The following is a 21,790-nucleotide window of genomic DNA, read 5'->3' as shown; positions in this document are numbered from 1 at the left end:
GTCCGCGTGGCACATGCACTGGTTGAAAATGCGACGTGGTTCGCTCCAATGGCGCGCCTGCCCGCACTTATACATCTCAAACAAGACAGTGATTCAGCTCACTTATCAGCCACGAAGCGGCAGTAAGCGGTTACCCACCGCGACTGTCGGCGGGGTGCGGCATGATCGGGGCCGTGACGCGACGCCTGATGCTCCTCGACACCGCCTCCCTGTACTTCCGCGCCTACTTCGGGGTGCCCGACTCGGTGCGCGCACCGGACGGGACACCCGTGAACGCCGTGCGCGGCCTCCTCGACTTCATCGCCCGGCTGGTGCAGGACCACCGGCCGGACGATCTGGTCGCCTGCTGGGACAACGACTGGCGCCCCCAGTGGCGGGTCGACCTGATCCCGACCTACAAGGCGCACCGGGTCGCCCGGGAGACGCCCGCCGGGCGGCCGGACGAGGAGGAGGTCCCCGACACGCTCTCCCCGCAGGTCCCGGTCATCGAGGAGGTGCTGGCGGCCTTCGGGATCGCCCGGGTCGGCGTCACCCCGTACGAGGCGGACGACGTCATCGGCACCCTCACGGCGCGGGCGGCCGGGCCGGTGGACATCGTCACCGGCGACCGCGACCTGTACCAGCTGGTCGACGACGCCCGCCGGGTGCGCGTGCTCTACCCGCTCAAGGGCGTCGGCACGCTCCAGGTGACCGACGAGGCGTGGCTGCGCGAGAAGTACGGCGTGGACGGCTCCGGCTACGTCGATCTGGCGCTGCTGCGCGGCGACCCGAGCGACGGACTCCCCGGCGTTCCCGGCATCGGCGAGAAGACGGCGGCGAAGCTGTTGGACGCCTACGGCGATCTCGACGGGATCATGGCGGCGGTGGACGACCCGAAGGCGAAGCTGACGCCCTCGCAGCGCAAGCGGCTGGACGAGTCGCGGGCGTACGTGGCCGTCGCCCCGAAGGTGGTCCGGGTGGCCGACGACGTCCCCCTGCCCGACTTCGACCCGGCCCTGCCGCGCGAGCCGCGCGACCCCGCCGCCCTGGAGGCGCTGGCCGGGCGGTGGGGACTGGGCGGTGCGGTGTCGCGCCTCCTGACCGCTCTTCAGCGTTGAGCCCCGAGGTGCTAGCTTAGGTATGCCTAAGTAATCGAACCCAGGGAGTACCTCGTGGCAGAGCGACCGGCCCGGCAGGGACCCAAGGCCCAGGGGGCGCAGGTCGTGCGCACCGAGCGGATCACCCCGCACATGATGCGGGTGGTGCTCGGCGGCGAGGGTCTCGCCGACTTCGCCCTCTCGGGTTTCACCGACCACTACATCAAGCTGTGCTTCGCACCGGAGGGCGCGGACTACGCCCACCCGTTCGACATGGCCGCGATCCGGGAGGCCTACCCGCGCGAGCTGTGGCCCACCACGCGTACGTACACGGTGCGTTCGTGGGATCCCGTCGCCCGGGAGATGGCCGTCGACTTCGTCGTGCACGGCGACGAGGGCCTGGCGGGGCCGTGGGCCCGGCGGGCGCGGGTGGGCGAGCAGGTGACCTTCCTCGGCCCCGGCGGCGGTTACGGGCCGGACGCGTCCGCGGACTGGCATCTGCTGGCCGGCGACGAGAGCGCGCTGCCGGCGATCGCGGCGGCGCTGGAGCAGATGCCCGCGGGCGCTTCGGTGCACGCCTTCGTCGAGGTGCCGGACGCCGCGGAGGAGCAGAAGATCGTGACGCCGGACGGGGTGGCCGTGACCTGGCTGCACCGCGGCGACCGCCCCGTCGGCGAGCTGCTGACCGCCGCCGTGAAGGGGCTGGACTTCCCCGGGGGCCGCGTCCAGGCGTTCGTCCACGGGGAGGCGGGGTTCGTGAAGGAGATCCGCCGCCACCTGCGCGTGGAGCGGCAGATCCCCCTGGCCCAGCTGTCGATCTCGGGCTACTGGCGTCTCGGCCAGAACGACGACGCCTGGCGCGCCGTCAAGCGCGAGTGGAACGAGCAGGTGGAGCGCGAGCAGGAGAGCGGCACGGCTGCCGCGTAGCGGGACGGGGCGGCCCCGCCCCGGCACGACGGAGCGGCGGACGGGGACGCCCCGGCCGCCGGCCGCTGTCCGGCTCCCGCCCGCCGCTCGGCGTTCGCCCGCTCTCCGACGCCCGGCCGGGCGCACCCCGGCCTTCGCGCTCCGCCCCTCGGACCCCGCCCGCCGCGACGGGCGGGGTTTCGCGCAGGGGGCCCGCCCGGCGGAATCCGCGCGTCAGGCGTCCGGCGCCCCGGCCCCCGCCCCGCCCTCCCTCGCGGCGTCACCCTCGTCCGCCGCCCCGCCCCCGCTCGCGGCCTCGCCCCCGGCCTCCCCGTCGTCCTCCGCCGCGGCCTCGCCCCCGGCCTCCCCGTCCAGCCGCTCCGAGGACTCGAAGCGGCGGAACGACGCGTCGATGTGCGCCAGCCTCCGCAGTGCGCCGAGCATCGCCTCGCCGAGGACCGTCCCCACGACGACGCTCTCGACCTGGTCCTCACGGGCCACCCGCCGCTGTACGTAGTCGAGGTCGGCGCGGGCGACCGGCTCGGCGGCGGCCGCGTAGACGTCCAGCAGGTCGACGTAGCCCCCGTGCCCCGCCCTGCGCAGCGCGGACAGCACCTCCGCCAGCGACTCGGCGGCCTGGCTCCGCTCGTCCACCCGCCAGCCGCGCCGCCGCAGCAGTTCGGCCACCTCCTCGCGCGCGTCCTCCAGTTCGGGGCCCGCCTCCCGCTCTCCGGTCGGCGTGACGCCGTCCGCGGCGGCGCCGAGCACGTCGTGCAGCGACTGTTCGGGATCGTCCATGGCGTCCAGGACGCCCCCGATGTCCGCGAGCGAGAGGCCGCCGACCTCCAGCAGCGCCCGGATCAACCGCAGCCGGCGTTCATGCGCGGGGCCGTAGCGCGCCTGGTTCGGGCTGGTCAGCTCCCCTGCCGACAGGAGCCCTTCCCGTAGGTAGTACTTGATCGTCGGCACCGGCACCCCGGTCCTGCGACTCAATTCACCGATGCGCACCGTGTGTTCGCCCTTTCACCCTTGCCAGAGACCGACCTCATCATAGATAGTCCCCCTATCGGATAGTGGACAGTGCGGCTATCCATAGTGATCGCCTCGCACCATCACCACAGGGGGGTCTTCCATGCCGTCACGGCGTTCCCGGCACCACCCGCCACGTCCCCGGAACCGAACGTGGAGCCCCTGGCTCCGCCCGCCGGGTTCCTGGCATCGTCCGCTGGTCGTCTTCTCCGCCTCGATGGCCCTCTTCGCCGCCGTCTGCGCCGTGGGCCTCGTGGTGGACGAGCGGGTCCTGGTGGGCGCGCCGATCTGGGCGAAGCCGTTCAAGTTCGCCGTGTCCTTCGTCGCGTACTGCCTGACGCTGGCCTGGATGCTGACGCTCCTCACGCGGGGGCGGCGGACCGGCCGGTGGGCGGGGCACGTCGTCGTGGCGACCGGCTCGGCCGAGATGGTGATGATCACCGTGCAGGTCGTCCGGGGCGAGCGCAGCCACTTCAACACCGCGACGCCGTTCGACGCGGCGCTGTGGAACGCGATGGGGATGACCGTCGCCACCCTCTGGGCGGCCACCCTGGTGATCGCCGTCCTGCTGCTGCGCGCCCGGGTCGCCGACCGGGCGACGGCCCTGGCCGTCCGGGGCGGGTCGCTGATCGCCCTGGCCGGCGCGGGTCTGGGCTTCCTGATGACACGGCCGAGCGAGAGCCGGCGGGGGGCGGTGGGTTCCGACCCCGCCGGCATCGTGGGGGCACACTCCGTCGGCGTACCGGACGGCGGACCGGCCATGCCGCTGACCGGCTGGTCGACGACCGGCGGCGACCTGCGGGTTCCGCACTTCGTGGGGATGCACGCGCTCCAACTGGCGCCGCTCCTCCTGGTCGCTCTGGTACTGCTCGCGCCCCGCCTCCCCCCGCTGCGCGATCCAGGCGTACGGCTGCGCCTCGTACGGGTCGCCGTCGGCGGCTACGCGGCGCTCGCCGCCCTCCTCACCTGGCAGGCGCTGCGGGGGCAGCCGTTGACGCGCCCGGACGGGATCACGCTGGCCGCCGCCGGAGCGGTCCTCGCGGCGGCGGCGTACGGGACCCGGCGCGCACTGCGCCGGGCGTCGCCCGCCACCGTCCCGCCCGCGCCCGCTTCACCCACGCCCGAGGACAAGGAGCCCGTCACATGACCGACGCACTCTTCGAGACCGCCTTCTACCTGGTCGCCCCGTTCTGGCTGCTGATGATCTTCGCCCCCGCCTGGTCCGGCACCGCCCGCGTCGCCGCCTCACCGCTGACCGTCCTGCCCGCGCTCACCGTCTACGTCGTCATGGCCGTCGCGGTCTTCCCGGAGCTGTGGACCGCCGTGAGCAGCCCGGACCTCGACGCCTTCCGTGAGCTGGCGGCGCTGGCGGACGGGGCGACGGCCCTGTGGGCGCAGGTCCTCGCCTGGGACCTCCTGGTGGGGCAGTGGATGTATCTGCAGAGCCGGAAACTGGGCCTGTCCCCGCTGCTGACGGGCCCGCTGCTGGTGCTGACGATCCTGCTCTCGCCGTTCGGACTGCTGGTCTTCCTCGCCGTGCGCGCCGTCCGCACGCGGCGGCGCGCAACGCCCGCCGACTGAGGCGCGCCCCTTTCCCGGCCCGCTCTGGAAGGATCGCGGAATCCGACCCATCCGTACGGTCGCCCGCTCCGAACCACTGCCGGAAGCCACGATCGTCCCGGGAGGAACCCGCGTGAAGGAAGCCGTACACATCAGTGGGGCGCCCTTGCCGGGGCCCGACCTCCAGGACCTCCTGGTGCGGGTCGCCCGGGGCGACCAGGAGGCGTTCGCCGCCGTCTACGACGCGGTGAGCCGGCCCGTCCTGGGCCTGGTGCGCCGGGTGCTCCGCGATCCGGCCCAGTCGGAGGAGGTGGCGCAGGAGGTGCTGGTGGAGGTGTGGCGCACCGCGCCCCGGTACCAGCCCTCCCGGGGCAGCGCGATGAACTGGGTGCTGACGCTGGCCCACCGCCGGGCCGTCGACCGGGTCCGTTCGGCCGAGGCCGCCGCCGCCCGGGACCACAGGGCGGCGCTGCTGGAGAGGACGCCCGCCTTCGACGAGGTGTCCGAACAGGTGGAGAGCCGACTGGAGAGGGAACAGGTACGGCGCTGTCTGCGCACCCTGTCCGAGCTGCAGCGGGAATCGGTGACGCTCGCCTACTACCGGGGCCTGACCTACCGTGAGGTCTCCGAACTGCTCTCCGTGCCGCTGGGCACCGTCAAGACACGGCTCCGCGACGGGCTCATCCGGCTGCGGGACTGCCTGGGGGTGAGCGCATGAGCACGGCCGAACTGCACACGCTGACCGGGGCCTACGCCCTGCACGCGCTGCCGGATTCCGAACGCCGGGCGTTCGAACGCCATCTGGCGGACTGCGAGGCGTGCGCCCAGGAGGTACGGGAGCTGTCGGCCACCGCCGCCCGGCTCGGCCTCGCCGTCGCCGAGACCCCGCCGCGCGAGCTGCGCGAGAGGGTGCTGCGGGAGATCACGACCGTACGCCAGGAGGCGCCGGCCCACGGTCGGCCGGAGCGGACCGGCGGGGGCGCGCGCACCGGGCGGTGGTACGCCTACGCGCTCGCCGCGTGTGTCGCGGCGGCGGCCGCGTTCGGCGGGGTCGCGGTCTGGCAGAACCAGGTGGCCCAGGACGCCCGGCAGGAGGCGGACCGGGCGCAGCTGCGGAACGAGCGGCTGGTCCGGGTGCTCTCCGCCCCGGACGCGAGGACGTCGTCGGGCGGGCTGACCGGCGGTGCGCACGGCACGGTCGTGGTCTCACGGAGCCTCGATCGGGCGGTGTTCCTGGCTTCGGGCATGGAACGGCCGCCGAGCGGCAAGGTCTACCAACTCTGGTTCGACGACGCGGGCACGATGCGTTCGGCCGGCCTGATGGACCCGAGGACCGGTGACGACGCGGTCCTGCTGGACGGGCCGGTGGGCCGGGCGTCCGGGATGGGCATCACGGTCGAACCCGCCGGGGGCTCCGCCGGACCGACCTCGGCCCCGGTGGCGCTGATGGAGTTCCCGGCCGCCTGACCCCCGGCCGCCGACCGGCCCTCGGTCGTCCGGCCGCTCGACCCCGTACAACACGAGGAAGCCGGTGTTCCATGAGTGTCGCGGTGGTGCTGTTCACCTCCGATCTGCGTCTGCACGACCATCCGGTGCTGTGTGCCGCCCTGCGGGACGCGGACGAGGTCGTCCCGTTGTTCGTCCGGGACGACGCCGTCCACCGTGCCGGGTTCGACGCGCCCAACCGACTGGCGTTCCTCGCGGACTGCCTGGCGGACCTGGACGCCGGGCTCCGGGAGCGGGGCGGCAGGCTGATCGTCCGCCGGGGCGAGGCGGCCCATGAGGTGAGACGGGTGGTCGAGCGGACCGGGGCCGGATCCGTGCACCTCGCCGCCGGGGTCAGCGGGTACGCGGCCGGACGCGAGGAACGCCTCCGGGAGGCCCTGGAGGGGACCGGCTGCGACCTGCGCGTCCATGACGCGGTGGTCACCGCGCTCGCTCCGGGCCGGGTGGTCCCGTCGGGCGGCAAGGACCACTTCGCGGTGTTCACCCCCTACTTCCGCCGGTGGGAGGCGGAGGGGGTGCGGGGCGTCCTGGCCGCGCCCCGCGCCGTCCGGGTGCCCGGCGGCGTGTCCGGCGACGCGCTGCCGGACCGCGACGCGGTCAAGGGCCTGTCCCCCGCCTTGGCCCGGGGCGGCGAGGCCGCGGGCCGCAGGCTGATGACCTCCTGGCTGAACGGGCCGATGGCCGGCTACGAGGACGGTCACGACGACCTGGCCGGCGACGCGACCTCCCGGCTCTCCCCCCACCTGCACTTCGGCACGGTCTCCGCCGCCGAACTGGCCGGCCGCGCCCGGGAGAAGGGCGGACCCGGCGGCGAGGCGTTCGTCCGGCAGCTGGCCTGGCGCGACTTCCACCACCAGGTCCTCGCGGCCCGCCCGGACGCCTCCTGGTCCGACTACCGGCCGCGCCAGGACCGCTGGCGCCGCGACGAGGACGAGATCGACGCCTGGAAGTCCGGGCGGACGGGCTACCCGGTGGTGGACGCGGCGATGCGGCAGCTCGCCCACGAGGGCTGGATGCACAACCGGGCCCGGATGCTGGCAGCGAGCTTCCTCACCAAGACGCTGTACGTGGACTGGCGGGTGGGCGCCCGGCACTTCCTGGACCTGCTGGTCGACGGCGACCTGGCCAACAACCAGCTCAACTGGCAGTGGGTGGCGGGCACCGGCACGGACACCCGCCCCAACCGGGTGCTCAACCCGGTGAGCCAGGGCAAGCGCCTCGACCCCCGGGGCGACTACGTACGGCGGTGGGTGCCGGAGCTGGCGGGGCTGGAGGGGGCCGCGGTCCACGAACCCTGGAAGCTGAAGGGGGCGGACCGGGCGGCCGTCGACTACCCGGACCCGCTGGTGGACCTGGCCGAGGCACGGGCCCGCTTCGAGCACGCACGCGGCCTGGGCTGACCGTACGCCGCCGCGCGGGGGGCCCGTTCCGCGACCGGTCGTCCGGTCGCGGAACGGGCCCCTTTCGCCGTGCGCGATGGTCGGCCCCGCCCCGCCGCCGCCACGGCCGTCCGCCGTCGCGCCCTGCCGCCCCCCTCCGGTGGCCCCCCACGCGCGCGTCGGAGCGCCGGGGGGCCGCCCCGCCGGGGGCCGTCCGCGACTGCCGCGCCGACGGACCGGCCGAGCACCGGCGTACCTCCGGACGAGTGAATGAGGAGACCCGACCAATCCGCCGGCCGTCCGGCCCCGAACCCCTTGCGTGAGAACAGACCGGCACGACGCACCGACGAACGGCGCACGCCTCTCCCCGCGGTCCCGCTCGGTACGTGCGGGGCTCACCGCGACGGGTGGTCGAACCGCCGGTCGCGGGGGCGCCGTCGCGTCGCCTCCGACCCGTGGTCCGTCTCCCGCGGCTGGGAGACGGGCCACGGCACCCCTCACGCACTGAACGACGGGCGCCGAGCAGGCGGCACGCTCGACCGCGCCTCTCCCGCCCCCGCTCACCTCTCTTCTCTTTGTCCCCTCACTCCCTTTAGACCCATCGGCCCCATCAGCCCCATCGACTCAGGAGAAACACCATGAACTCGCTCCTCTTCCGCCGCGCAGCTCTCGCCGTGTCCGCAGCCGTCGTGCTGCCGCTCGCTCTGACCGCCTGCTCGTCGGACGACTCCTCCAAGGACTCCGCCTCGGGTTCGACGTCCAGCGCGTCCGCGCCGGCCAGCACCCCGGCCGACGACCCGATGCCCATGGACAAGCCGTTCGGCCCGGCCTGTTCGTCGGTGCCGAAGGAGGGCGCGGGCTCGTTCGACGGCATGGCGCAGGACCCGGTCGCCACCGCCGCGTCGAACAACAAGGAGCTGTCGACGCTGGTGGCCGCCGTGAAGCAGGCCGGCCTGGTCGACACGCTCAACAACGCGCAGAACATCACCGTCTTCGCTCCGACCGACGACGCCTTCGCGAAGATCCCGAAGGCCGACCTGGACGCGCTGCTGGCGGACAAGGCCGAGCTCACCAAGGTGCTCACGTACCACGTGGTCGGTGAGAAGCTGACGCCCGGCCAGCTGGAGAAGGGTTCCTTCGCCACCCTGGAGAAGAGCAAGCTGACGACGGCCGGCTCGGACACGGAGTACACCGTGAACGACTCCTCGAAGGTCGTCTGCGGCAACGTCCCGACCGCCAACGCGACGGTGTACATCGTCGACACGGTCCTGATGCCCCCGAAGTAGCCCGCACCGGGCCTCCATCGGCGAGGGGCGGGACCGCGTACACGACGGCCCCGCCCCTCGCCGCGCGCGACGGCGGCCCTTAGCCTGGCCGGATGACGCAGCGCGCACCCGTGGACCGTGGCGACCGCGCGGCCGGGGCCGTGGTGGGCTCCGCCGCCGGGGACGCGCTCGGCGCCCCGTTCGAGTTCGGCCCCGCCGGGGTGTTCACGGCCCGCTTCCCGGACGGCGCCGGGACGTTGTGCGGAGGCGGCGGCTGGGATCCGGGCGAGGCGACGGACGACACGCAGATGGCCGTGCTGGTCGCGGAGTCGCTGCTGGAGTGCGACGGCCTGGACCTGCCGGAGTTGTTCGGCCGGTTCCGGCGGTGGGCGGCGGGCGACCCCAAGGACATCGGCCTGCAGACCGAGGACGTGCTGACCGGCGGCGCGCCCTGGGACCAGGCCGCGGCCCTGCACTTCCAGGTCAACGGGCGGGCCGCGGGCAACGGTTCGCTGATGCGGGCCTCGACGTCGGCGGTGTACTTCGCCCGCGCCGGGCGTACGCGGACGATGGAGGCGGCCCGTCGGATCGCGGCCCTGACCCACGGCGACCGGGCGGCCTGGGAGGGCACCGCGGTGCTCCACGAACTCATCCGGGTGGCACTGGCCGGCGGCGACCCGCTCGCCGCCGTGCCGCGAACGCTGGCCGAGGTGCACGTCGCCCACCGGGCCCGCTGGGCCGAGGTACTGGCACCCGACTGGCACCCGGGCCTGGCGACCGAGTTCAACGGGGCGGTGTGGCCCTGCCTGGGAACGGCCCTGTGGGCGCTGCGCACGACGGACCGCTTCGAGCAGGCGCTGGCGGCCGCCGTCGACGTGGGCGGCGACACCGACACGGTGGCGGCCGTGACGGGCGGCCTGGCGGGAGCGGTGTACGGGATCGGGGAGGTGCCGGCCCGTTGGACCGAGCTCCTGCACGTACCGCTTCCCGGTTACGCGGACCGCTGCCTGGGCACGTCGGACCTTCTCGCCCTGGCGGCACGACTGGACGCCGAGGGCCCCCGGGCCGCGTGAGGGCTCCGACCGGTCCCGCGGAGAGATCTCCCGAAGAACCGCGCCCGAAATGTTCACATAAGAACCGGATAAGCGCACTATGGGGTGAGGGCACCCGTCGCCACCGACCGCACGGCGGCGGGGCCCGCGGAAGCGAAGGAGACGAGATCTCATGAGCAACGTCTCACACGCGAGGAGCGATCTGTCGGGCCACCCCGACGCCTCCGAGATGCGTGCGCGCTACGACCGCGTGATGGGCGGGCGCGATGTGGCGCTGGTGGACGCGCCGGTGTTCCTGGTCGGCCTCTACTGCGCCGTTTCCCCCTGGGTGCTCCACTTCACGGCGAGCCAGCCGGCTCTGGTCACGCACAACCTGGTGATGGGCCTCGCGATCGCGGTGCTGGCACTCGGCTTCACCGTGATGCCGGAGCGCATGTACGGACTGAGCTGGGCGATGTGCGCGATGGGTGCGTGGATCATCGTGTCGACCTGGGTGGTGGGCAGCAGCCCGGACACCGGGGTCGTGATCAACAACGTCGTCGTCGGCGGGCTGACGGTACTGCTGGGCATGGTCTGCGCGGGAGCGGCGGCCAAGATCCGCAGGACGTAGCCGCCCCCTGCCGGGAACGGTCCCGCTCCTCCGCAGCCGCTTCGGCCTCGTCGGCCCGTCGGCGCTCGGGGGGGGGGGCGGGCCCGCGTCCGCCTGCCTCCCGCGTTCGAGGAGCGGGCGCCGCTCCGGCGAGGTCGAGGGGCGGAGAGGCGCGGGGGAACAGGCCCCCGGCTCCCCCGTGACCCGCTCACCCCACCGAGCTGTACGCCACAACCCCCCGCAGCACCGCGTCCACCGCCTTGCGCGCGTTCTTCGCCACGCTGGAGGCCGCTGCGCCATCCGCTCCGGCCCCCGCCTCCCGCGGCGCCGCGGCGGCCACCTGCCCCAGCACGTCGATCACCTGCTTGCACCACCGTACGAAGTCCCCCGCCGGCATCTCCGCCTCGCGCAGCACCTCGTCCAGGGTCCGGCCGGAGGCCCACATGTAGACCGCCCAGGCGAAGCCGAGGTCGGGCTCGCGCTGGCCGACCCCCTCCGCCTGGTTGATCTTGAAGTCCTCCTCCAGGGCGTCCAGCCGCCCCCAGATCCGCACCATCTCGCCCAGCGCGGTCTTGGCGGGTCCGGAGGGCACCTTGGGCGCCACCGCGTCGTCGGCCTGCCGCGCCTCGTACACCAGCGCCGAGACGCACGCGGCGAGTTCGGCGGGGTTGAGCCCCTCCCACACGCCGTCCCGCAGGCACTCGCTGGCGAGCAGGTCCAGCTCGCCGTAGAGCCGGGCCAGCCGTCGCCCGTTCGGGGTGACCTCGTCGCCCCGGAGGTAGTCCATCTCCGTGAGGAGCGCGACGATCCGGTCGAAGGTCCGGGCGATCGTGTTCGTCCGCCCCTCGATCCGCTTCTCCAGCTGCCGGGTGTCCCGCTGCAGCCGGTGGTAGCGCTCGGCCCACCGCGCGTGGTCCTCCCGCTCGTCGCACCCGTGGCACGGGTGCGCGCGCAGCTCGGTCCGCAGCCGGGCGATCTCGCGGTCGTCGGCGGCCGGCGCCCGCCCCTTGCGGTGCCGGTCGGGCACGATGTGCCCGGCCTTGGTCCGCAACGCGGAGGCGAGGTCGCGCCGGGACTGCGGTGAGCGCGGGTTGAACGACTTCGGGACGCGCATCCGGTCCAGCGCCTCCACCGGCACCGGGAAGTCCATCGAGGCCAGTCGCTTGACCTGCCGCTCGGCGGTCAGCACCAGCGGACGCGGTCCGTCGTGGTGGTCGAACCCGCGATGCCCGTTGGCCCGTCCGGCGGGCAGCCCCGGATCCAGCACCAGCGCCAGCCCCGCGAACTTCCCCGTCGGCACGTGGATGACGTCCCCGGGCTTGAGCTTCTCCAGCGAGGAGGCCGCCGCCGCCCGTCGCTGCGCCGCCCCCTGCTTGGCCAGCTCCGTCTCACGGTCCTTGAGGTCGCGCCGCAGGCGCGCGTACTCCTCGAAGTCCCCGAGGTGGCAGGTCATGCCCTCCTTGTAGCCCTCCAGGCCCTCCTCGTTGCGCTGCACCTGCCGGGAGATGCCCACGACGGACTTGTCCGCCTGGAACTGGGCGAACGAGGTCTCCAGCAGCTCGCGCGAGCGGTGCCGCCCGAACTGCTGCACCAGGTTGACCGCCATGTTGTACGAGGGGCGGAAGCTAGAGCGCAGCGGATACGTACGCGTGCCCGCGAGGCCGGCCAGCGCGGTCGGGTCCATGCCCCGCTGCCACAGGACCACCGCGTGGCCCTCGACGTCGATGCCGCGGCGTCCGGCCCGCCCGGTGAGCTGGGTGTACTCGCCGGGGGTGATGTCGGCGTGCTGCTCGCCGTTCCACTTGACGAGCTTCTCCAGGACCACGGAGCGCGCGGGCATGTTGATGCCGAGCGCCAGCGTCTCGGTGGCGAAGACGGCCCTGACCAGGCCGCGGACGAACAACTCCTCGACGACCTCCTTGAAGGTCGGCAGCATGCCCGCGTGGTGGGCGGCGATGCCCCGCTCCAGCCCTTCGAGCCACTCGTAGTAGCCCAGGACGTGCAGGTCCTCGCCGGGGATGGAGGCGGTCCGCTCCTCGACGATCTCGCGGACCAGCCGCCGGTTGTCCTCGTCGTTGAGCCGCAGGCCGGCGTACAGGCACTGCTGGACGGCGGCCTCGCACCCCGCCCGGCTGAAGATGAACGTGATCGCGGGCAGCAGCCCCTCGTTGTCCAGCCGCTCGATGACCTCGGGCCTGCCGGGCGTCCAGATCCGGCCGCGCTGACGCCGCTCGCGCTCGCGGTCGGCCTCGCGCACCATCTTGCCCCGGCGGCGGTCGCGCGGGTTGTAGACGTTCTGGCTCTCCTGGCGGGCGAGCCGGACCAGATCCGGGTTGACCTCCCGGCGTCCGGCGCCCCGGCCGCCGTGGTCGGTGGTCTCCTCGAAGAGGTCGTACATCCGGCGGCCGGCCATCACGTGCTGCCAGAGCGGCACCGGCCGGTGCTCGGAGACGATCACCTCGGTGTCACCGCGCACGGTGTCGAGCCAGTCGCCGAACTCCTCCGCGTTGGAGACGGTCGCCGACAGGGAGACCAGCGTCACCGACTCCGGGAGGTGGATGATCACTTCCTCCCACACCGCGCCCCGGAAGCGGTCGGAGAGGTAGTGCACCTCGTCCATGACCACATAGCCGAGGCCGGACAGCGAGGGGGAGCCCGCGTACAGCATGTTCCGCAGGACCTCGGTGGTCATCACGACCACCGGCGCCTCGGAGTTGACACTGTTGTCGCCGGTCAGCAGGCCGACCTTGTCCGCACCGTAGCGCTTGACCAGGTCGGCGAACTTCTGGTTGGAGAGCGCCTTGATCGGCGTGGTGTAGAAGCATTTGCGGCCCTGCTCCAGGGCCAGGTGCACGGCGAACTCGCCGACGATCGTCTTGCCCGACCCGGTGGGGGCCGCGACCAGCACCCCCTTGCCCGCCTCCAGGGCCCGGCATGCCTCGATCTGGAACGGGTCCAGACCGAACTCGTACATCTCGCGGAACGGCCCGAGGGCCGTCGCCATCTCGGCCGCACGCTCGCGAGAAGCCTGGTATCGCTCAGCTGGTGAGAGGTCCTCTGTCATCTTGGTTACGAGCCTACCCGTCACCTCCGACAGTCAGCCCGATCTTTGTACGGCCTCGGCACTCCGCCCGGGCGGGGCCCCGTCAGCCGCCGGTCAGCACCCGTACCGCACCCGGTACGCAGGTGGCGGTGAGCGGAAGCGGACCCACCGGTTCACCGTCCGCGTACGCCGTGATCCCGGCCGCCGCCAGCTCGATCGAGGAGACCCGGTGGACGGTCACGGCGGGGTGGTCCAGGTGCGTGCCCCTGTAGACCCTCGGGAAGACCTTGAGGAGCGTGGTACGGGTGCACGCGCCGACCACAGTCACGTCGAGGAGCCCGTCGTCCATCTCCGCGCCGGCGCAGATCCGCATGCCGCCGCCGTACGTGGTCCCGTTGCCGACCGCGATGAGGGTGGCCTCGGTCTCGACGGCCCCTCCCCCGTCGAGCCGGATGCGGTAGGGGATCGGCCGGAAGGCGGCCAGTTCGGCGAGGATCGCGAGGTCGTACGTGAACCGGCCGCCGACGAAGCGCATCCGGTTGCCCCGGTCGTTGACGCGGGAGTCGAAACCGGAGGCGAGGACGGTACCGAACCAGCGGTCCCCGACGCGTCCGAGGTCGATGTCGCGGTGACCGCCCTCCTTGAGCGCCCGCGCGGCCAGCCGTCCGGCGGCGGCCGGATCGCGGAGCGGCAGGCCCAGCGCCCGCGCGAAGTCGTTGCCGGTGCCGACGGCGACGACACCGAGCGGGGTGGCGGTCCCGGCGACGGCCTGGAGGGCGAGGGACACCAGCCCGTCCCCGCCCACGGCTATCAGCGCCCCGGTCCCCGCCGCCACGGCCTCGCGCGCCCGGCGCAGGGCGTCGTCGGCGTCCTCGCCCAGCACCGTACGGACGGAGAATCCGGCGTCCCGCAACGCGGAAGCGGCCGGCTGCGCGGCGTGCGCGCCCCGGCCGCGTCCCGCGGTGGGATTGACGAAGAGGGTGATCTCGCTGGTCACCCGCCGGACCCTACAAGGTCAGGTGATGTCGTCGTAACCGTTCAGCCGGTGCGGGCCGGGGCCGTCCGCCTCACCGGACACCTGCCCGGGGAGCGCGGGGCGGGAGGGGGAGACGTTCTCCACGCGGCCCACCGGCTCGGGCGTCAGATCCAGCGGCGACGCCTCGTCGTCGTCGAGCTGGGCGTCGGGGTTGTTGCGGTTGCGCCGCTTGTCGTTCAGGAGCGAGAAGGCGACCGCGACGAAGTAGAGCACCGCGAGCGGGCCGGCGAGGAGCAGCATGGAGATGGGCTCTCCGCCGGGGGTCGCGAGGGCCGCGAAGGCGGTGAGGCCGACGATCATGCCGCGCCACCAGCGCAACATGCGGGCGCCGGTGAGGACGCCGGTCATGTTGAGGGCGATGAGCAGCAGCGGCAGTTCGAAGGCGAGACCGAAGACGATCACCATGCGGGTGATCAGGTCGAGGAAGTCGTCGAGCGGCAGGAGGTTGGTGACGTTGTCCGGCGTGAAGCCGAGCATGATCTCGGCCGTCTGCGGCAGGATCGTGTACGCGAGGTAGGCGCCCGCGGTGAACAGCGGAACCCCCGCGGCCACGAAACCCAGGGAGTACCGCTTCTCCTTCTGGTGGAGGCCGGGGGCGACGAAAGCCCAGAGCTGGTACAGCCAGACGGGGGTGGCGAGGAGAACGCCCGCCATGAGGGAGACCTTCAGCGCGATGGTGAAGGGGGACAGCAGGCCGTTGGTGGTCATCTCCGCGCACGGACGGCCGTTGACCATCGTTTCCACGCCGTTCTTGCAGCCGACCGAGTCGAGGATCGGCTTCATCAGGAACTCGAAGATCTCCTTGTGGAAGAAGGCGGCCCCGATGACGGCGATCAGGATCGCCAACACGGCCTTCAGCAGCCGGTTACGCAGCTCACGCAGGTGATCGAGGAGAGGCATCCGCCCCTCGTCGTTCTTCTCCTGCTTGCGGGCAGACTTGAGCAACCCACTTCCCTCGTCTCGTGCGGCGGCTGTCGGCGCGGTGCGTCAGCGGTCAGCTCTGGGTGGTGGGCTTGGCCTCGTTGACCGGGCGGGAGCTGGTGACGTCTCCCGGGGCGGCCTGGATGGTGCGCGCGGTGGTGGCCTGCGGGGGGACCGTGTCGTCGACGGTCTCCGTGGTGGGCGCCGCGGTGGCCGCGTCGTCCTTCTTCATGGCCTTGGCCTCGCTCTTGAGGATGCGGGCCGACTTGCCGAGCGAACGCGCCATGTCGGGGAGCTTCTTGGCACCGAAGAGCAGCAGGATGACAGCGATGATCAGAACGATCTCGAGGGGCTTCAGATTGCCGATCATGTGCGACTTCCTTCTCACTGAGGCGGCTGGGGGTGGGCTCGCTACCCGTTCGACCGGGTATACGTCCGATCGTTGCGCTTGCCAGCGATCGTAACCCGCAGGGGTAAACGCGAGGCAATGCCCGTGCGTACTCCAGCTTGCGGCCCGCACCTCCCTGCCTGGGCCGACCCATGCAGAGTACCCCCCTCGCCCGGTCGGCCCCGGGCCCCGGGCCGGTCAGCGCAGACTGTCGCCGGTGGCCGCGAGCCGGGTGGCCGCCTGTTCGAGGTCCTCCGACGCCCGGTTGATCCGCTCGGTGGTGGCCGTGACCTGCCGCCCGAGGCGCCGGGCCTCCACGAAGACCTTGACGCCGAGCACCCCGAGGACGGCGATGCCCAGGAATCCGAGGGCGATGGCGAGCATGGGCCAGAACATTCGGCGTGCCTCTTCCTACGGGCTTGGGGGCGGCGGGCGGGCGTCGTGCGGGGGGCTACAGCGCGGTGTGCAGGCGCAGGGTCCGTACGCCCCCGCCGGTGAGCAGTTCGATGATGCGCTCCCCGGCGGGTTTGCGGACACCTGCCCCGCAGTCGGGGCAGGTGAAGGTGTAGAAGGTGGTGCGGCGGGTGGCGCCGATCGCCAGGCGCAGCGCACCGGCGGCCAGCTCGAAGCGCCCGCGGCAGACGGGGCAGGCGGCCCGGAAGCGTGCGGCGGTCACCGGCACGGGGACGGGCCCGGCGCCGGACGGGGGCTCGGGGCGGATTCCGGTGGCCGCGGAGGGGAACGGGGGCGTCCGGTTCATGGTCCTCTCGCCTCCCCGGCCCCTCAGGGGGCGTCCTCGTAGGCGGCGAGCGCCTGGCGGGCGGCGTCGCGGGCGCTGGCGGCGAGTTCCGGCGGGGTGACGATGCGGCCGTCGCCGCCGAGGCGCAGGGCGAGCCGGCGCAGCGAGGCCGGGTCCGGGGTGCGCAGGATGATCCGCAGGCCGCCGTCGGGGAGTTCCTCGGCGGAGTCGTGCGGGTAGTACTCGGCGACCCAGCGGCCCCCGGGACCGACCTCGATCACGACCTCCGGGTCCTCGGCGGCGGGCTGGACCAGTCCGGCGGACAGGTCGCGCAGTTCCAGCTCGGGCGGCGCGGCGGGGGCGTCGAGGAGGCGGATCTCGGCGACCCGGTCCAGTCGGAAGGTCCGGCGGGCCTCGGAGAGCCGGCACCAGCCCTCCATGTAGGTGTGGCCCACGGCGAAGAGCCGGATCGGGTCGACCTCGCGCTCGGTCAGTTCGTCGCGGGCGGGCGAGTAGTAGCGCAGCCAGAGCCGCCGACGCTCGGAGATGGCGCGGTCGACGTCGGCGAAGACGCCGCCCTCCGCCTCGAAGGTCACCGAGAGCCGGGAACTGGCGGCCCCGGACTCGCCGGCGGCCGTCTCCAGCTTGGCGGTGGCGCGGACGAGGGCGAGCCGGTCGCTCTCGCGCAGGCCGGGCAGGGTGGCGACGGCGCGGGCGGCGACGAGCAGCGCGGTGGCCTCGTCGGCGGCGAGCCGGAGCGGTTCGGCGACGTCGTCCGGGTTGTGCCACCAGATCCGCTCGCCGTCGGTGTCGATGTCGAGGAGGTCGCCGCCGCGGAAGCTGGTGCCGCACATGGGCAGCACGTCGAGGTCCGAGATCAGCTCGTCCTCGGTGATCCCGAAGGCCCGCGCCACGTCCTGGACGTGGGCGCCGGGGCGTTCGCGCAGATACGTCACCAGGGACAGCATCCGGCGGGTCTGGTCGATCGCGTTCGTGGCCATCGTTCCGGTTTCCCTCGTCCCTAGTCCCTGGCCACGGCGCGGAGCCGGTCCACCACATCGGCCCGCAGGTCGGCGGGTTCCTCCACCACGACGTCCGGCCCGAACTCGACGAGCCAGGCGTCGAGGCCGTTCCCGTACGGGATCTCCAGCTCGTCCCACCCGTCACCGCGTTCCCGTACCGCGGTCGCGCGCGACCGCAGCGGATAGCCGGCCCCGGCGCGGAGCCTGATCCGGGCGGTTCGGGTGGCGACCTCGCCGGCCCAGCTCTCCACGGTCTCGCGGACGGTGACCACGTCGGGCACCTCGGCGGTGAACGCCCCGGCGCGGGAGCGGACCTTGCCGGTGATGCGGGAGAGCCGGAAGACGCGTTCGGCGCCGCGCTCGCGGTCCCAGCCCGCGAGGTACCAGTGGCCCCGCCAGCATTCGAGGGTCCAGGGTTCGACGTGGCGCTGCTCGGCGCGGGCGGAGTTGCCCTTGCGGTAGTCGAAGGTGACGGGCCGGCGGTCGCGGCAGGCCAGCATGAGCGGTTCGAAGGCGGCCTCGTGGACGGGGATGCGGGGTTCGAGGGCGCTGTGGACTTCGTAGGCGTCCTCGGACTCGGGCATGCCGGCGGCGCGCAGCTTCTGCAGGGCCCCGCTGGCGGCCCCGGCGAGGCGGGCCTGCTGCCAGACCTTCGCGGCCAGGCCGAGGGCGGCGGCCTCCTCGGCGTCCAGGGTGATGGGGGGCAGCCGGTTGCTGTCGCGGCGGGCCAGGTAACCGGTCTCGCCGTCGAGGTTCTCGACGGTCTCGATGACGAGGCCCAGCTCCCGCAGGTCGTCCTTGTCGCGCTCGAACATCCGGTTGAAGGAGTCGTCGGAGCCCGCTTCGAGGTACGCCTCGATGGATCCGCGGAGTTCGCGCTTGCTGAGCGGGCGCCGGGTTCCCAGCAGGCACAGCGCGAGGTTCATCAACCGCTCGGCCTTGGCAATCGCCATCGACGCCCTTTCTCTGGTGCTCTACGACGGTCGACCGTACCGCCCCGGGGTGTGCGGGCCAAAGCCGGGCTTCCGGCCGTCCGGCGGCGAAGGGCCGCCGCGGACGGCGCGGGGCCCGCAGGACGGGGCCGGGGAGCGCCGCCGAGGAGCGCGGAGGGCCCCCGCCGTGCGGCGGGGGCCCTCATGTCGCGCGTGCGGAGACGGTCAGACCGCGACGAGGTCGCAGACGAAGATCAGCGTCTCGCCGGGGGCGATCTTGCCGCCGGCGCCGCGGTCGCCGTAGGCGAGGTGGGCGGGGATGGTCAGCTGGCGGCGGCCGCCGACCTTCATGCCCTGGACGCCCTGGTCCCAGCCGGCGATGACCTGGCCGGCGCCGAGCTGGAACTGCAGCGGGGTGCCGCGGTTCCAGGAAGCGTCGAACTCCTCGCCGGTGGAGAAGGAGACACCCACGTAGTGGACGGAGACGGTCTGGCCCGCCTGGGCCACCGGGCCGTCGCCCTCCCAGATGTCCTTGATCTCCAGGTCGGCCGGCGGCTCGCCACCCGGGAAGTCGACCTCGGGCTTCTCGATGCTCACTGAACTGCTCCTAAAAAATCTTGGGGGCCACAAGTTTCGCACGGGTCGCCCCGTCGCTCGGACCGTACGGGGGCCGCGCCGCCGGTCAGACGGTGCCCAGGATGTCGACGACGAAGACCAGGTTGTTCTTGGCCAGCTGGTTCGACGGGTCGGCGCCGTACGCCTGGTTCGGCGGGATGGCCAGCAGGACGCGGTCGCCGACGTGCTTGCCGACCAGGCCCTTGTCCCAGCCCTGGATGACGCCGCCGACGCCGATCGGGAAGGCGCTCGCGCCGCCGTGGTCCCAGGAGGAGTCGAACTTCTCGCCGTCCTCCCACTTCACCCCGGTGTACTGGACGACCAGGCCCTCGCCGGCCTTGACCTCGGCGCCGTCGCCCTTGATCAGCACCTGCTCCTTGAGGTCCTTGGGAGCCTTCTCGCCCTTGGGGATGGTGATCGTCGCGGCCTTCTGCGACGCCGCCTCGACCTTGGGCATCCCGGCCTCGCTGGCGGCCTGGTCGCCCTTCGCCTCGCCCTTCTTGTCGACCTTCTTGGCGTTGACGATGTCGACGACCCAGACCAGGGGGTCGGAGGGCTTGATCCCGGACTGCGGGTTCAGCTGCTCACCGACGATCGCCTCGGCCGTGCCCTCGACCTGGACCCGGCTGCCGACTTTGTGGCCGGCCAGCGCGTCGGCGACCTTGGTCGGCAGCATCTGGCCCTGCTGGCCGATCTCCTGGACGACCTGGGCGCGCGGGCCCTTCGTCGGGGCGTTCTGCCGCTGGGCCCAGGTGGAGCCGAGCGCCTCCAGGTTGCCGGCGAAGTCCAGGCGGACGATGTCGCCCTTCTTCACCTCGGCCCCGTCACCGGTGGACACGTCCTCCACCACGATGTCCTCGGCGGCCTTGGCGCCCTTGGGCACCTCGATCTCGGGCTCGGCGCCGAACTTTCCGGACACCTTCCCGACGGGCCCCGACTTCGGCGCGTCGTCGTCCTTGGAGTCGGACCCGCAGGCGGCGGTGAACAGGAGGGCGGGCACGACCAGTGCGGCGGCGGCGTACCGGGCAGTCTTCGTGGGGTTCATCAGTCCAACTCGCGAGTAGGGGGCTCCGGGCAAGTCCCGCCACTGTACGACCTCACCCCAGGGGCACCACGAGTCCCGACACGGCTGGGCCCCCGGCGGCTAGCATGGCCGGTTCGCCCCGAGCCGCCGTCGCTCGCGTACGGCGGAAAGGGCCCCGGCGGCCGTCGCTCGCGTACGGCGGAGGCGGTCCCGGTAGGCACGCGCTCGGCCGCGCCGCGGCCCCGGCCCGTGCGGGAGCACAAGCCGGGGCCGCGTCCTGTCCGGTGTCCGTCGTACCGCTCCCGGCGGGCGGCTGCCCGAGGGAGCGGCGAGCCGGTCACATACCGGCGATCAGCTTCTCCACCCGCTCGTCGACGGAGCGGAACGGGTCCTTGCACAGGACCGTGCGCTGCGCCTGGTCGTTGAGCTTGAGGTGGACCCAGTCGACGGTGAAGTCCCGGCGCTGCTCCTGCGCCCGGCGGATGAAGTCGCCGCGCAGCCGCGCCCGGGTGGTCTGCGGGGGCACCGACTTGCCCTCGAAGATCTTGAGGTCGTTGCAGATGCGGGCGGTCTGCCCCTTCTTCTCCAGGAGGTAGAAGAGGCCGCGGCGGCGGTGGATGTCGTGGTAGGCGAGGTCTATCTGGGCGACCCGCGGATTCGACATGGTCATGTTGTGCTTGGCCCGGTACCGCTCGATGAGCTTGTACTTCATGACCCAGTCGATCTCGGTGTCGATCCGGTCGAGGTCCTCGGCCTCGACCGCGTCGAGGGTGCGGCCCCACAGCTCCAGGACCCGGTCGACGGTGCCGGTGCGGATGCCCCGGCGCTCGACGAAGTCCACGGCCTTCTCGTAGTACTCCCGCTGTATCTCGATGGCCGACGCCTCCCGGCCGCTGGCCAGGCGCACCTTGCGGCGGCCGGTGAGGTCGTGGCTGACCTCGCGGATCGCCCGGATCGGGTTCTCCAGGGTCAGGTCGCGCATCACCGTGCCCGCCTCGATCATGCGGAGCACCAGGTCGGTGGCGCCGACCTTGAGCAGCATGGTCGTCTCGGACATGTTCGAGTCGCCGACGATGACGTGGAGGCGGCGGTACCGCTCGGCGTCGGCGTGCGGTTCGTCGCGGGTGTTGATGATCGGCCGGGAGCGGGTCGTCGCGGAGCTGACGCCCTCCCAGATGTGCTCGGCGCGCTGGCTGACGCAGTAGACCGCGCCGCGCGGAGTCTGGAGCACCTTGCCCGCGCCGCAGATCAGCTGCCGGGTGACGAGGAACGGAATGAGGATGTCCGCGAGCCGGGAGAATTCCCCGTGCCGGGCCACGAGGTAGTTCTCGTGGCAGCCGTAGGAGTTTCCCGCCGAGTCGGTGTTGTTCTTGAAGAGATAGACGTCGCCCGCGATTCCCTCCTCGTGCAGGCGGCGTTCGGCGTCGACGAGCAGGCCTTCCAGAATGCGCTCGCCCGCCTTGTCGTGCGTGACGAGTTCGGTCACGTTGTCGCACTCCGGTGTCGCGTATTCCGGATGCGATCCCACGTCGAGGTAGAGGCGGGCACCGTTCCGCAGAAAGACGTTGCTGCTGCGGCCCCATGACACGACACGGCGGAAGAGGTAGCGCGCCACTTCGTCAGGTGACAGTCGGCGCTGTCCCCTGAACGTGCACGTGACGCCGTACTCGTTCTCCAGCCCGAAAATGCGGCGGTCCATGACTGAACA

At 72.8% G+C, this 21,790-nt stretch carries 22 protein-coding genes; 10 read left to right on the top strand and 12 right to left on the bottom strand.

Annotated features, from left to right (window positions below; translation table 11 throughout):
• The first annotated feature begins 188 nt into the window (after positions 1-188).
• Both AMK24_RS17895 and AMK24_RS17890 read left to right on the top strand, forming a co-directional pair.
• On the top strand, positions 189-1,097 hold the full coding sequence (locus AMK24_RS17895) for a 5'-3' exonuclease (protein ID WP_199876453.1): 909 nt from the start codon (positions 189-191) through the stop codon (positions 1,095-1,097).
• A gap of 54 nt (positions 1,098-1,151) precedes the next feature.
• The gene (locus AMK24_RS17890; RefSeq protein ID WP_073769775.1) at positions 1,152-2,003 is read left to right on the top strand and encodes a siderophore-interacting protein; all 852 of its coding nucleotides are present in this window, start codon (positions 1,152-1,154) and stop codon (positions 2,001-2,003) included.
• A 213-nt stretch (positions 2,004-2,216) separates the two neighbouring features.
• Here AMK24_RS17890 and AMK24_RS17885 read toward each other — a convergent pair whose 3' ends face one another.
• Complete coding sequence (locus tag AMK24_RS17885; RefSeq protein WP_073769774.1) at positions 2,217-2,990, bottom strand: MerR family transcriptional regulator; 774 nt, start codon at positions 2,988-2,990, stop codon at positions 2,217-2,219.
• Positions 2,991-3,228: 238 nt separating this feature from the next.
• On the opposite strand from AMK24_RS17885, the gene AMK24_RS17880 reads away from it, so the two are divergent.
• From AMK24_RS17880 to AMK24_RS17845, 8 genes are all read left to right on the top strand, one after another.
• Positions 3,229-4,158, top strand: a complete 930-nt coding sequence (locus tag AMK24_RS17880; RefSeq protein ID WP_073769773.1) for a hypothetical protein — start codon at positions 3,229-3,231, stop codon at positions 4,156-4,158.
• Positions 4,155-4,592 carry an ABA4-like family protein gene (locus tag AMK24_RS17875; RefSeq protein ID WP_073769772.1) on the top strand — a complete coding sequence of 146 codons (438 nt, stop codon included), beginning with the start codon at positions 4,155-4,157 and terminating at the stop codon, positions 4,590-4,592. The genes AMK24_RS17880 and AMK24_RS17875 overlap by 4 nt, the downstream gene beginning before the upstream one ends.
• A gap of 112 nt (positions 4,593-4,704) precedes the next feature.
• Positions 4,705-5,289 (top strand): sigma-70 family RNA polymerase sigma factor, encoded by a 585-nt coding sequence (locus AMK24_RS17870; protein ID WP_073769771.1) that lies wholly within the window; start codon positions 4,705-4,707, stop codon positions 5,287-5,289.
• Positions 5,286-6,038 (top strand): anti-sigma factor, encoded by a 753-nt coding sequence (locus AMK24_RS17865; protein ID WP_073769770.1) that lies wholly within the window; start codon positions 5,286-5,288, stop codon positions 6,036-6,038. The genes AMK24_RS17870 and AMK24_RS17865 overlap by 4 nt, the downstream gene beginning before the upstream one ends.
• A 71-nt stretch (positions 6,039-6,109) precedes the next feature.
• On the top strand, positions 6,110-7,477 hold the full coding sequence (locus AMK24_RS17860; protein ID WP_073769769.1) for a cryptochrome/photolyase family protein: 1,368 nt from the start codon (positions 6,110-6,112) through the stop codon (positions 7,475-7,477).
• A 617-nt stretch (positions 7,478-8,094) separates the two neighbouring features.
• The gene (locus AMK24_RS17855; protein ID WP_073769768.1) at positions 8,095-8,742 is read left to right on the top strand and encodes a fasciclin domain-containing protein; all 648 of its coding nucleotides are present in this window, start codon (positions 8,095-8,097) and stop codon (positions 8,740-8,742) included.
• Positions 8,743-8,834: 92 nt separating this feature from the next.
• Complete coding sequence (locus tag AMK24_RS17850; protein WP_107427419.1) at positions 8,835-9,794, top strand: ADP-ribosylglycohydrolase family protein; 960 nt, start codon at positions 8,835-8,837, stop codon at positions 9,792-9,794.
• 151 nt (positions 9,795-9,945) lie between these two features.
• Complete coding sequence (locus tag AMK24_RS17845; RefSeq protein WP_073769766.1) at positions 9,946-10,383, top strand: SPW repeat protein; 438 nt, start codon at positions 9,946-9,948, stop codon at positions 10,381-10,383.
• A 187-nt stretch (positions 10,384-10,570) separates the two neighbouring features.
• Here AMK24_RS17845 and AMK24_RS17840 read toward each other — a convergent pair whose 3' ends face one another.
• The 11 genes from AMK24_RS17840 to pafA all read right to left on the bottom strand — a co-directional run bounded on the left by AMK24_RS17840 (position 10,571) and on the right by pafA (position 21,781).
• Positions 10,571-13,426 (bottom strand): DEAD/DEAH box helicase, encoded by a 2,856-nt coding sequence (locus tag AMK24_RS17840; protein ID WP_073769765.1) that lies wholly within the window; start codon positions 13,424-13,426, stop codon positions 10,571-10,573.
• 82 nt (positions 13,427-13,508) lie between these two features.
• Positions 13,509-14,402 (bottom strand): diacylglycerol kinase, encoded by an 894-nt coding sequence (locus tag AMK24_RS17835; RefSeq protein ID WP_073769764.1) that lies wholly within the window; start codon positions 14,400-14,402, stop codon positions 13,509-13,511.
• A gap of 18 nt (positions 14,403-14,420) precedes the next feature.
• Positions 14,421-15,386: a twin-arginine translocase subunit TatC gene (gene tatC, locus AMK24_RS17830; RefSeq protein ID WP_073769763.1), complete on the bottom strand. Its 966-nt coding sequence runs from the start codon at positions 15,384-15,386 to the stop codon at positions 14,421-14,423.
• Between the two features lie 49 nt (positions 15,387-15,435).
• Complete coding sequence (tatA, locus tag AMK24_RS17825) at positions 15,436-15,732, bottom strand: Sec-independent protein translocase subunit TatA (protein WP_073769762.1); 297 nt, start codon at positions 15,730-15,732, stop codon at positions 15,436-15,438.
• A gap of 216 nt (positions 15,733-15,948) precedes the next feature.
• Complete coding sequence (locus AMK24_RS17820; RefSeq protein ID WP_073769761.1) at positions 15,949-16,146, bottom strand: hypothetical protein; 198 nt, start codon at positions 16,144-16,146, stop codon at positions 15,949-15,951.
• 55 nt (positions 16,147-16,201) lie between these two features.
• A complete protein-coding gene (locus AMK24_RS17815; RefSeq protein WP_242435185.1) occupies positions 16,202-16,510 on the bottom strand; it encodes a hypothetical protein in 309 nt (102 codons plus the stop codon).
• A gap of 23 nt (positions 16,511-16,533) precedes the next feature.
• The gene (locus tag AMK24_RS17810) at positions 16,534-17,490 is read right to left on the bottom strand and encodes a helix-turn-helix transcriptional regulator (RefSeq protein WP_073769760.1); all 957 of its coding nucleotides are present in this window, start codon (positions 17,488-17,490) and stop codon (positions 16,534-16,536) included.
• Positions 17,491-17,510: 20 nt separating this feature from the next.
• On the bottom strand, positions 17,511-18,464 hold the full coding sequence (locus AMK24_RS17805; protein ID WP_073769759.1) for a helix-turn-helix transcriptional regulator: 954 nt from the start codon (positions 18,462-18,464) through the stop codon (positions 17,511-17,513).
• Between the two features lie 204 nt (positions 18,465-18,668).
• Complete coding sequence (locus AMK24_RS17800; RefSeq protein ID WP_073769758.1) at positions 18,669-19,040, bottom strand: FKBP-type peptidyl-prolyl cis-trans isomerase; 372 nt, start codon at positions 19,038-19,040, stop codon at positions 18,669-18,671.
• Between the two features lie 85 nt (positions 19,041-19,125).
• The gene (locus AMK24_RS17795) at positions 19,126-20,103 is read right to left on the bottom strand and encodes an FKBP-type peptidyl-prolyl cis-trans isomerase (RefSeq protein WP_073769757.1); all 978 of its coding nucleotides are present in this window, start codon (positions 20,101-20,103) and stop codon (positions 19,126-19,128) included.
• A 316-nt stretch (positions 20,104-20,419) separates the two neighbouring features.
• Positions 20,420-21,781 (bottom strand): Pup--protein ligase, encoded by a 1,362-nt coding sequence (pafA, locus tag AMK24_RS17790; RefSeq protein WP_073769756.1) that lies wholly within the window; start codon positions 21,779-21,781, stop codon positions 20,420-20,422.
• Positions 21,782-21,790 lie beyond the last annotated feature (9 nt).

It is taken from the genome of Streptomyces sp. CB02366 (genome assembly GCF_001905905.1).
Classification (GTDB): Bacteria; Actinomycetota; Actinomycetes; order Streptomycetales; family Streptomycetaceae; genus Streptomyces.
This window is presented reverse-complemented; position numbering and strand designations above follow the sequence as displayed.

What these genes read in the sequence shown, in the direction of transcription:
- AMK24_RS17895 (WP_199876453.1), top strand. Translation starts at nt 189, where the DNA reads ATGCTCCTCGACACCGCCTCCCTGTACTTCCGCGCCTACTTCGGGGTG.
- AMK24_RS17880 (WP_073769773.1), top strand. Translation starts at nt 3,229, where the DNA reads ATGGCCCTCTTCGCCGCCGTCTGCGCCGTGGGCCTCGTGGTGGACGAG.
- AMK24_RS17875 (WP_073769772.1), top strand. Translation starts at nt 4,155, where the DNA reads ATGACCGACGCACTCTTCGAGACCGCCTTCTACCTGGTCGCCCCGTTC.
- AMK24_RS17865 (WP_073769770.1), top strand. Translation starts at nt 5,286, where the DNA reads ATGAGCACGGCCGAACTGCACACGCTGACCGGGGCCTACGCCCTGCAC.
- AMK24_RS17860 (WP_073769769.1), top strand. Translation starts at nt 6,110, where the DNA reads ATGAGTGTCGCGGTGGTGCTGTTCACCTCCGATCTGCGTCTGCACGAC.
- AMK24_RS17855 (WP_073769768.1), top strand. Translation starts at nt 8,095, where the DNA reads ATGAACTCGCTCCTCTTCCGCCGCGCAGCTCTCGCCGTGTCCGCAGCC.
- AMK24_RS17850 (WP_107427419.1), top strand. Translation starts at nt 8,835, where the DNA reads ATGACGCAGCGCGCACCCGTGGACCGTGGCGACCGCGCGGCCGGGGCC.
- AMK24_RS17845 (WP_073769766.1), top strand. Translation starts at nt 9,946, where the DNA reads ATGAGCAACGTCTCACACGCGAGGAGCGATCTGTCGGGCCACCCCGAC.
- AMK24_RS17840 (WP_073769765.1), bottom strand. Translation starts at nt 13,426, where the DNA reads ATGACAGAGGACCTCTCACCAGCTGAGCGATACCAGGCTTCTCGCGAG.
- tatA (WP_073769762.1), bottom strand. Translation starts at nt 15,732, where the DNA reads ATGATCGGCAATCTGAAGCCCCTCGAGATCGTTCTGATCATCGCTGTC.
- AMK24_RS17820 (WP_073769761.1), bottom strand. Translation starts at nt 16,146, where the DNA reads ATGTTCTGGCCCATGCTCGCCATCGCCCTCGGATTCCTGGGCATCGCC.
- AMK24_RS17815 (WP_242435185.1), bottom strand. Translation starts at nt 16,510, where the DNA reads ATGAACCGGACGCCCCCGTTCCCCTCCGCGGCCACCGGAATCCGCCCC.
- AMK24_RS17810 (WP_073769760.1), bottom strand. Translation starts at nt 17,490, where the DNA reads ATGGCCACGAACGCGATCGACCAGACCCGCCGGATGCTGTCCCTGGTG.
- AMK24_RS17805 (WP_073769759.1), bottom strand. Translation starts at nt 18,464, where the DNA reads ATGGCGATTGCCAAGGCCGAGCGGTTGATGAACCTCGCGCTGTGCCTG.
- AMK24_RS17795 (WP_073769757.1), bottom strand. Translation starts at nt 20,103, where the DNA reads ATGAACCCCACGAAGACTGCCCGGTACGCCGCCGCCGCACTGGTCGTG.
- pafA (WP_073769756.1), bottom strand. Translation starts at nt 21,781, where the DNA reads ATGGACCGCCGCATTTTCGGGCTGGAGAACGAGTACGGCGTCACGTGC.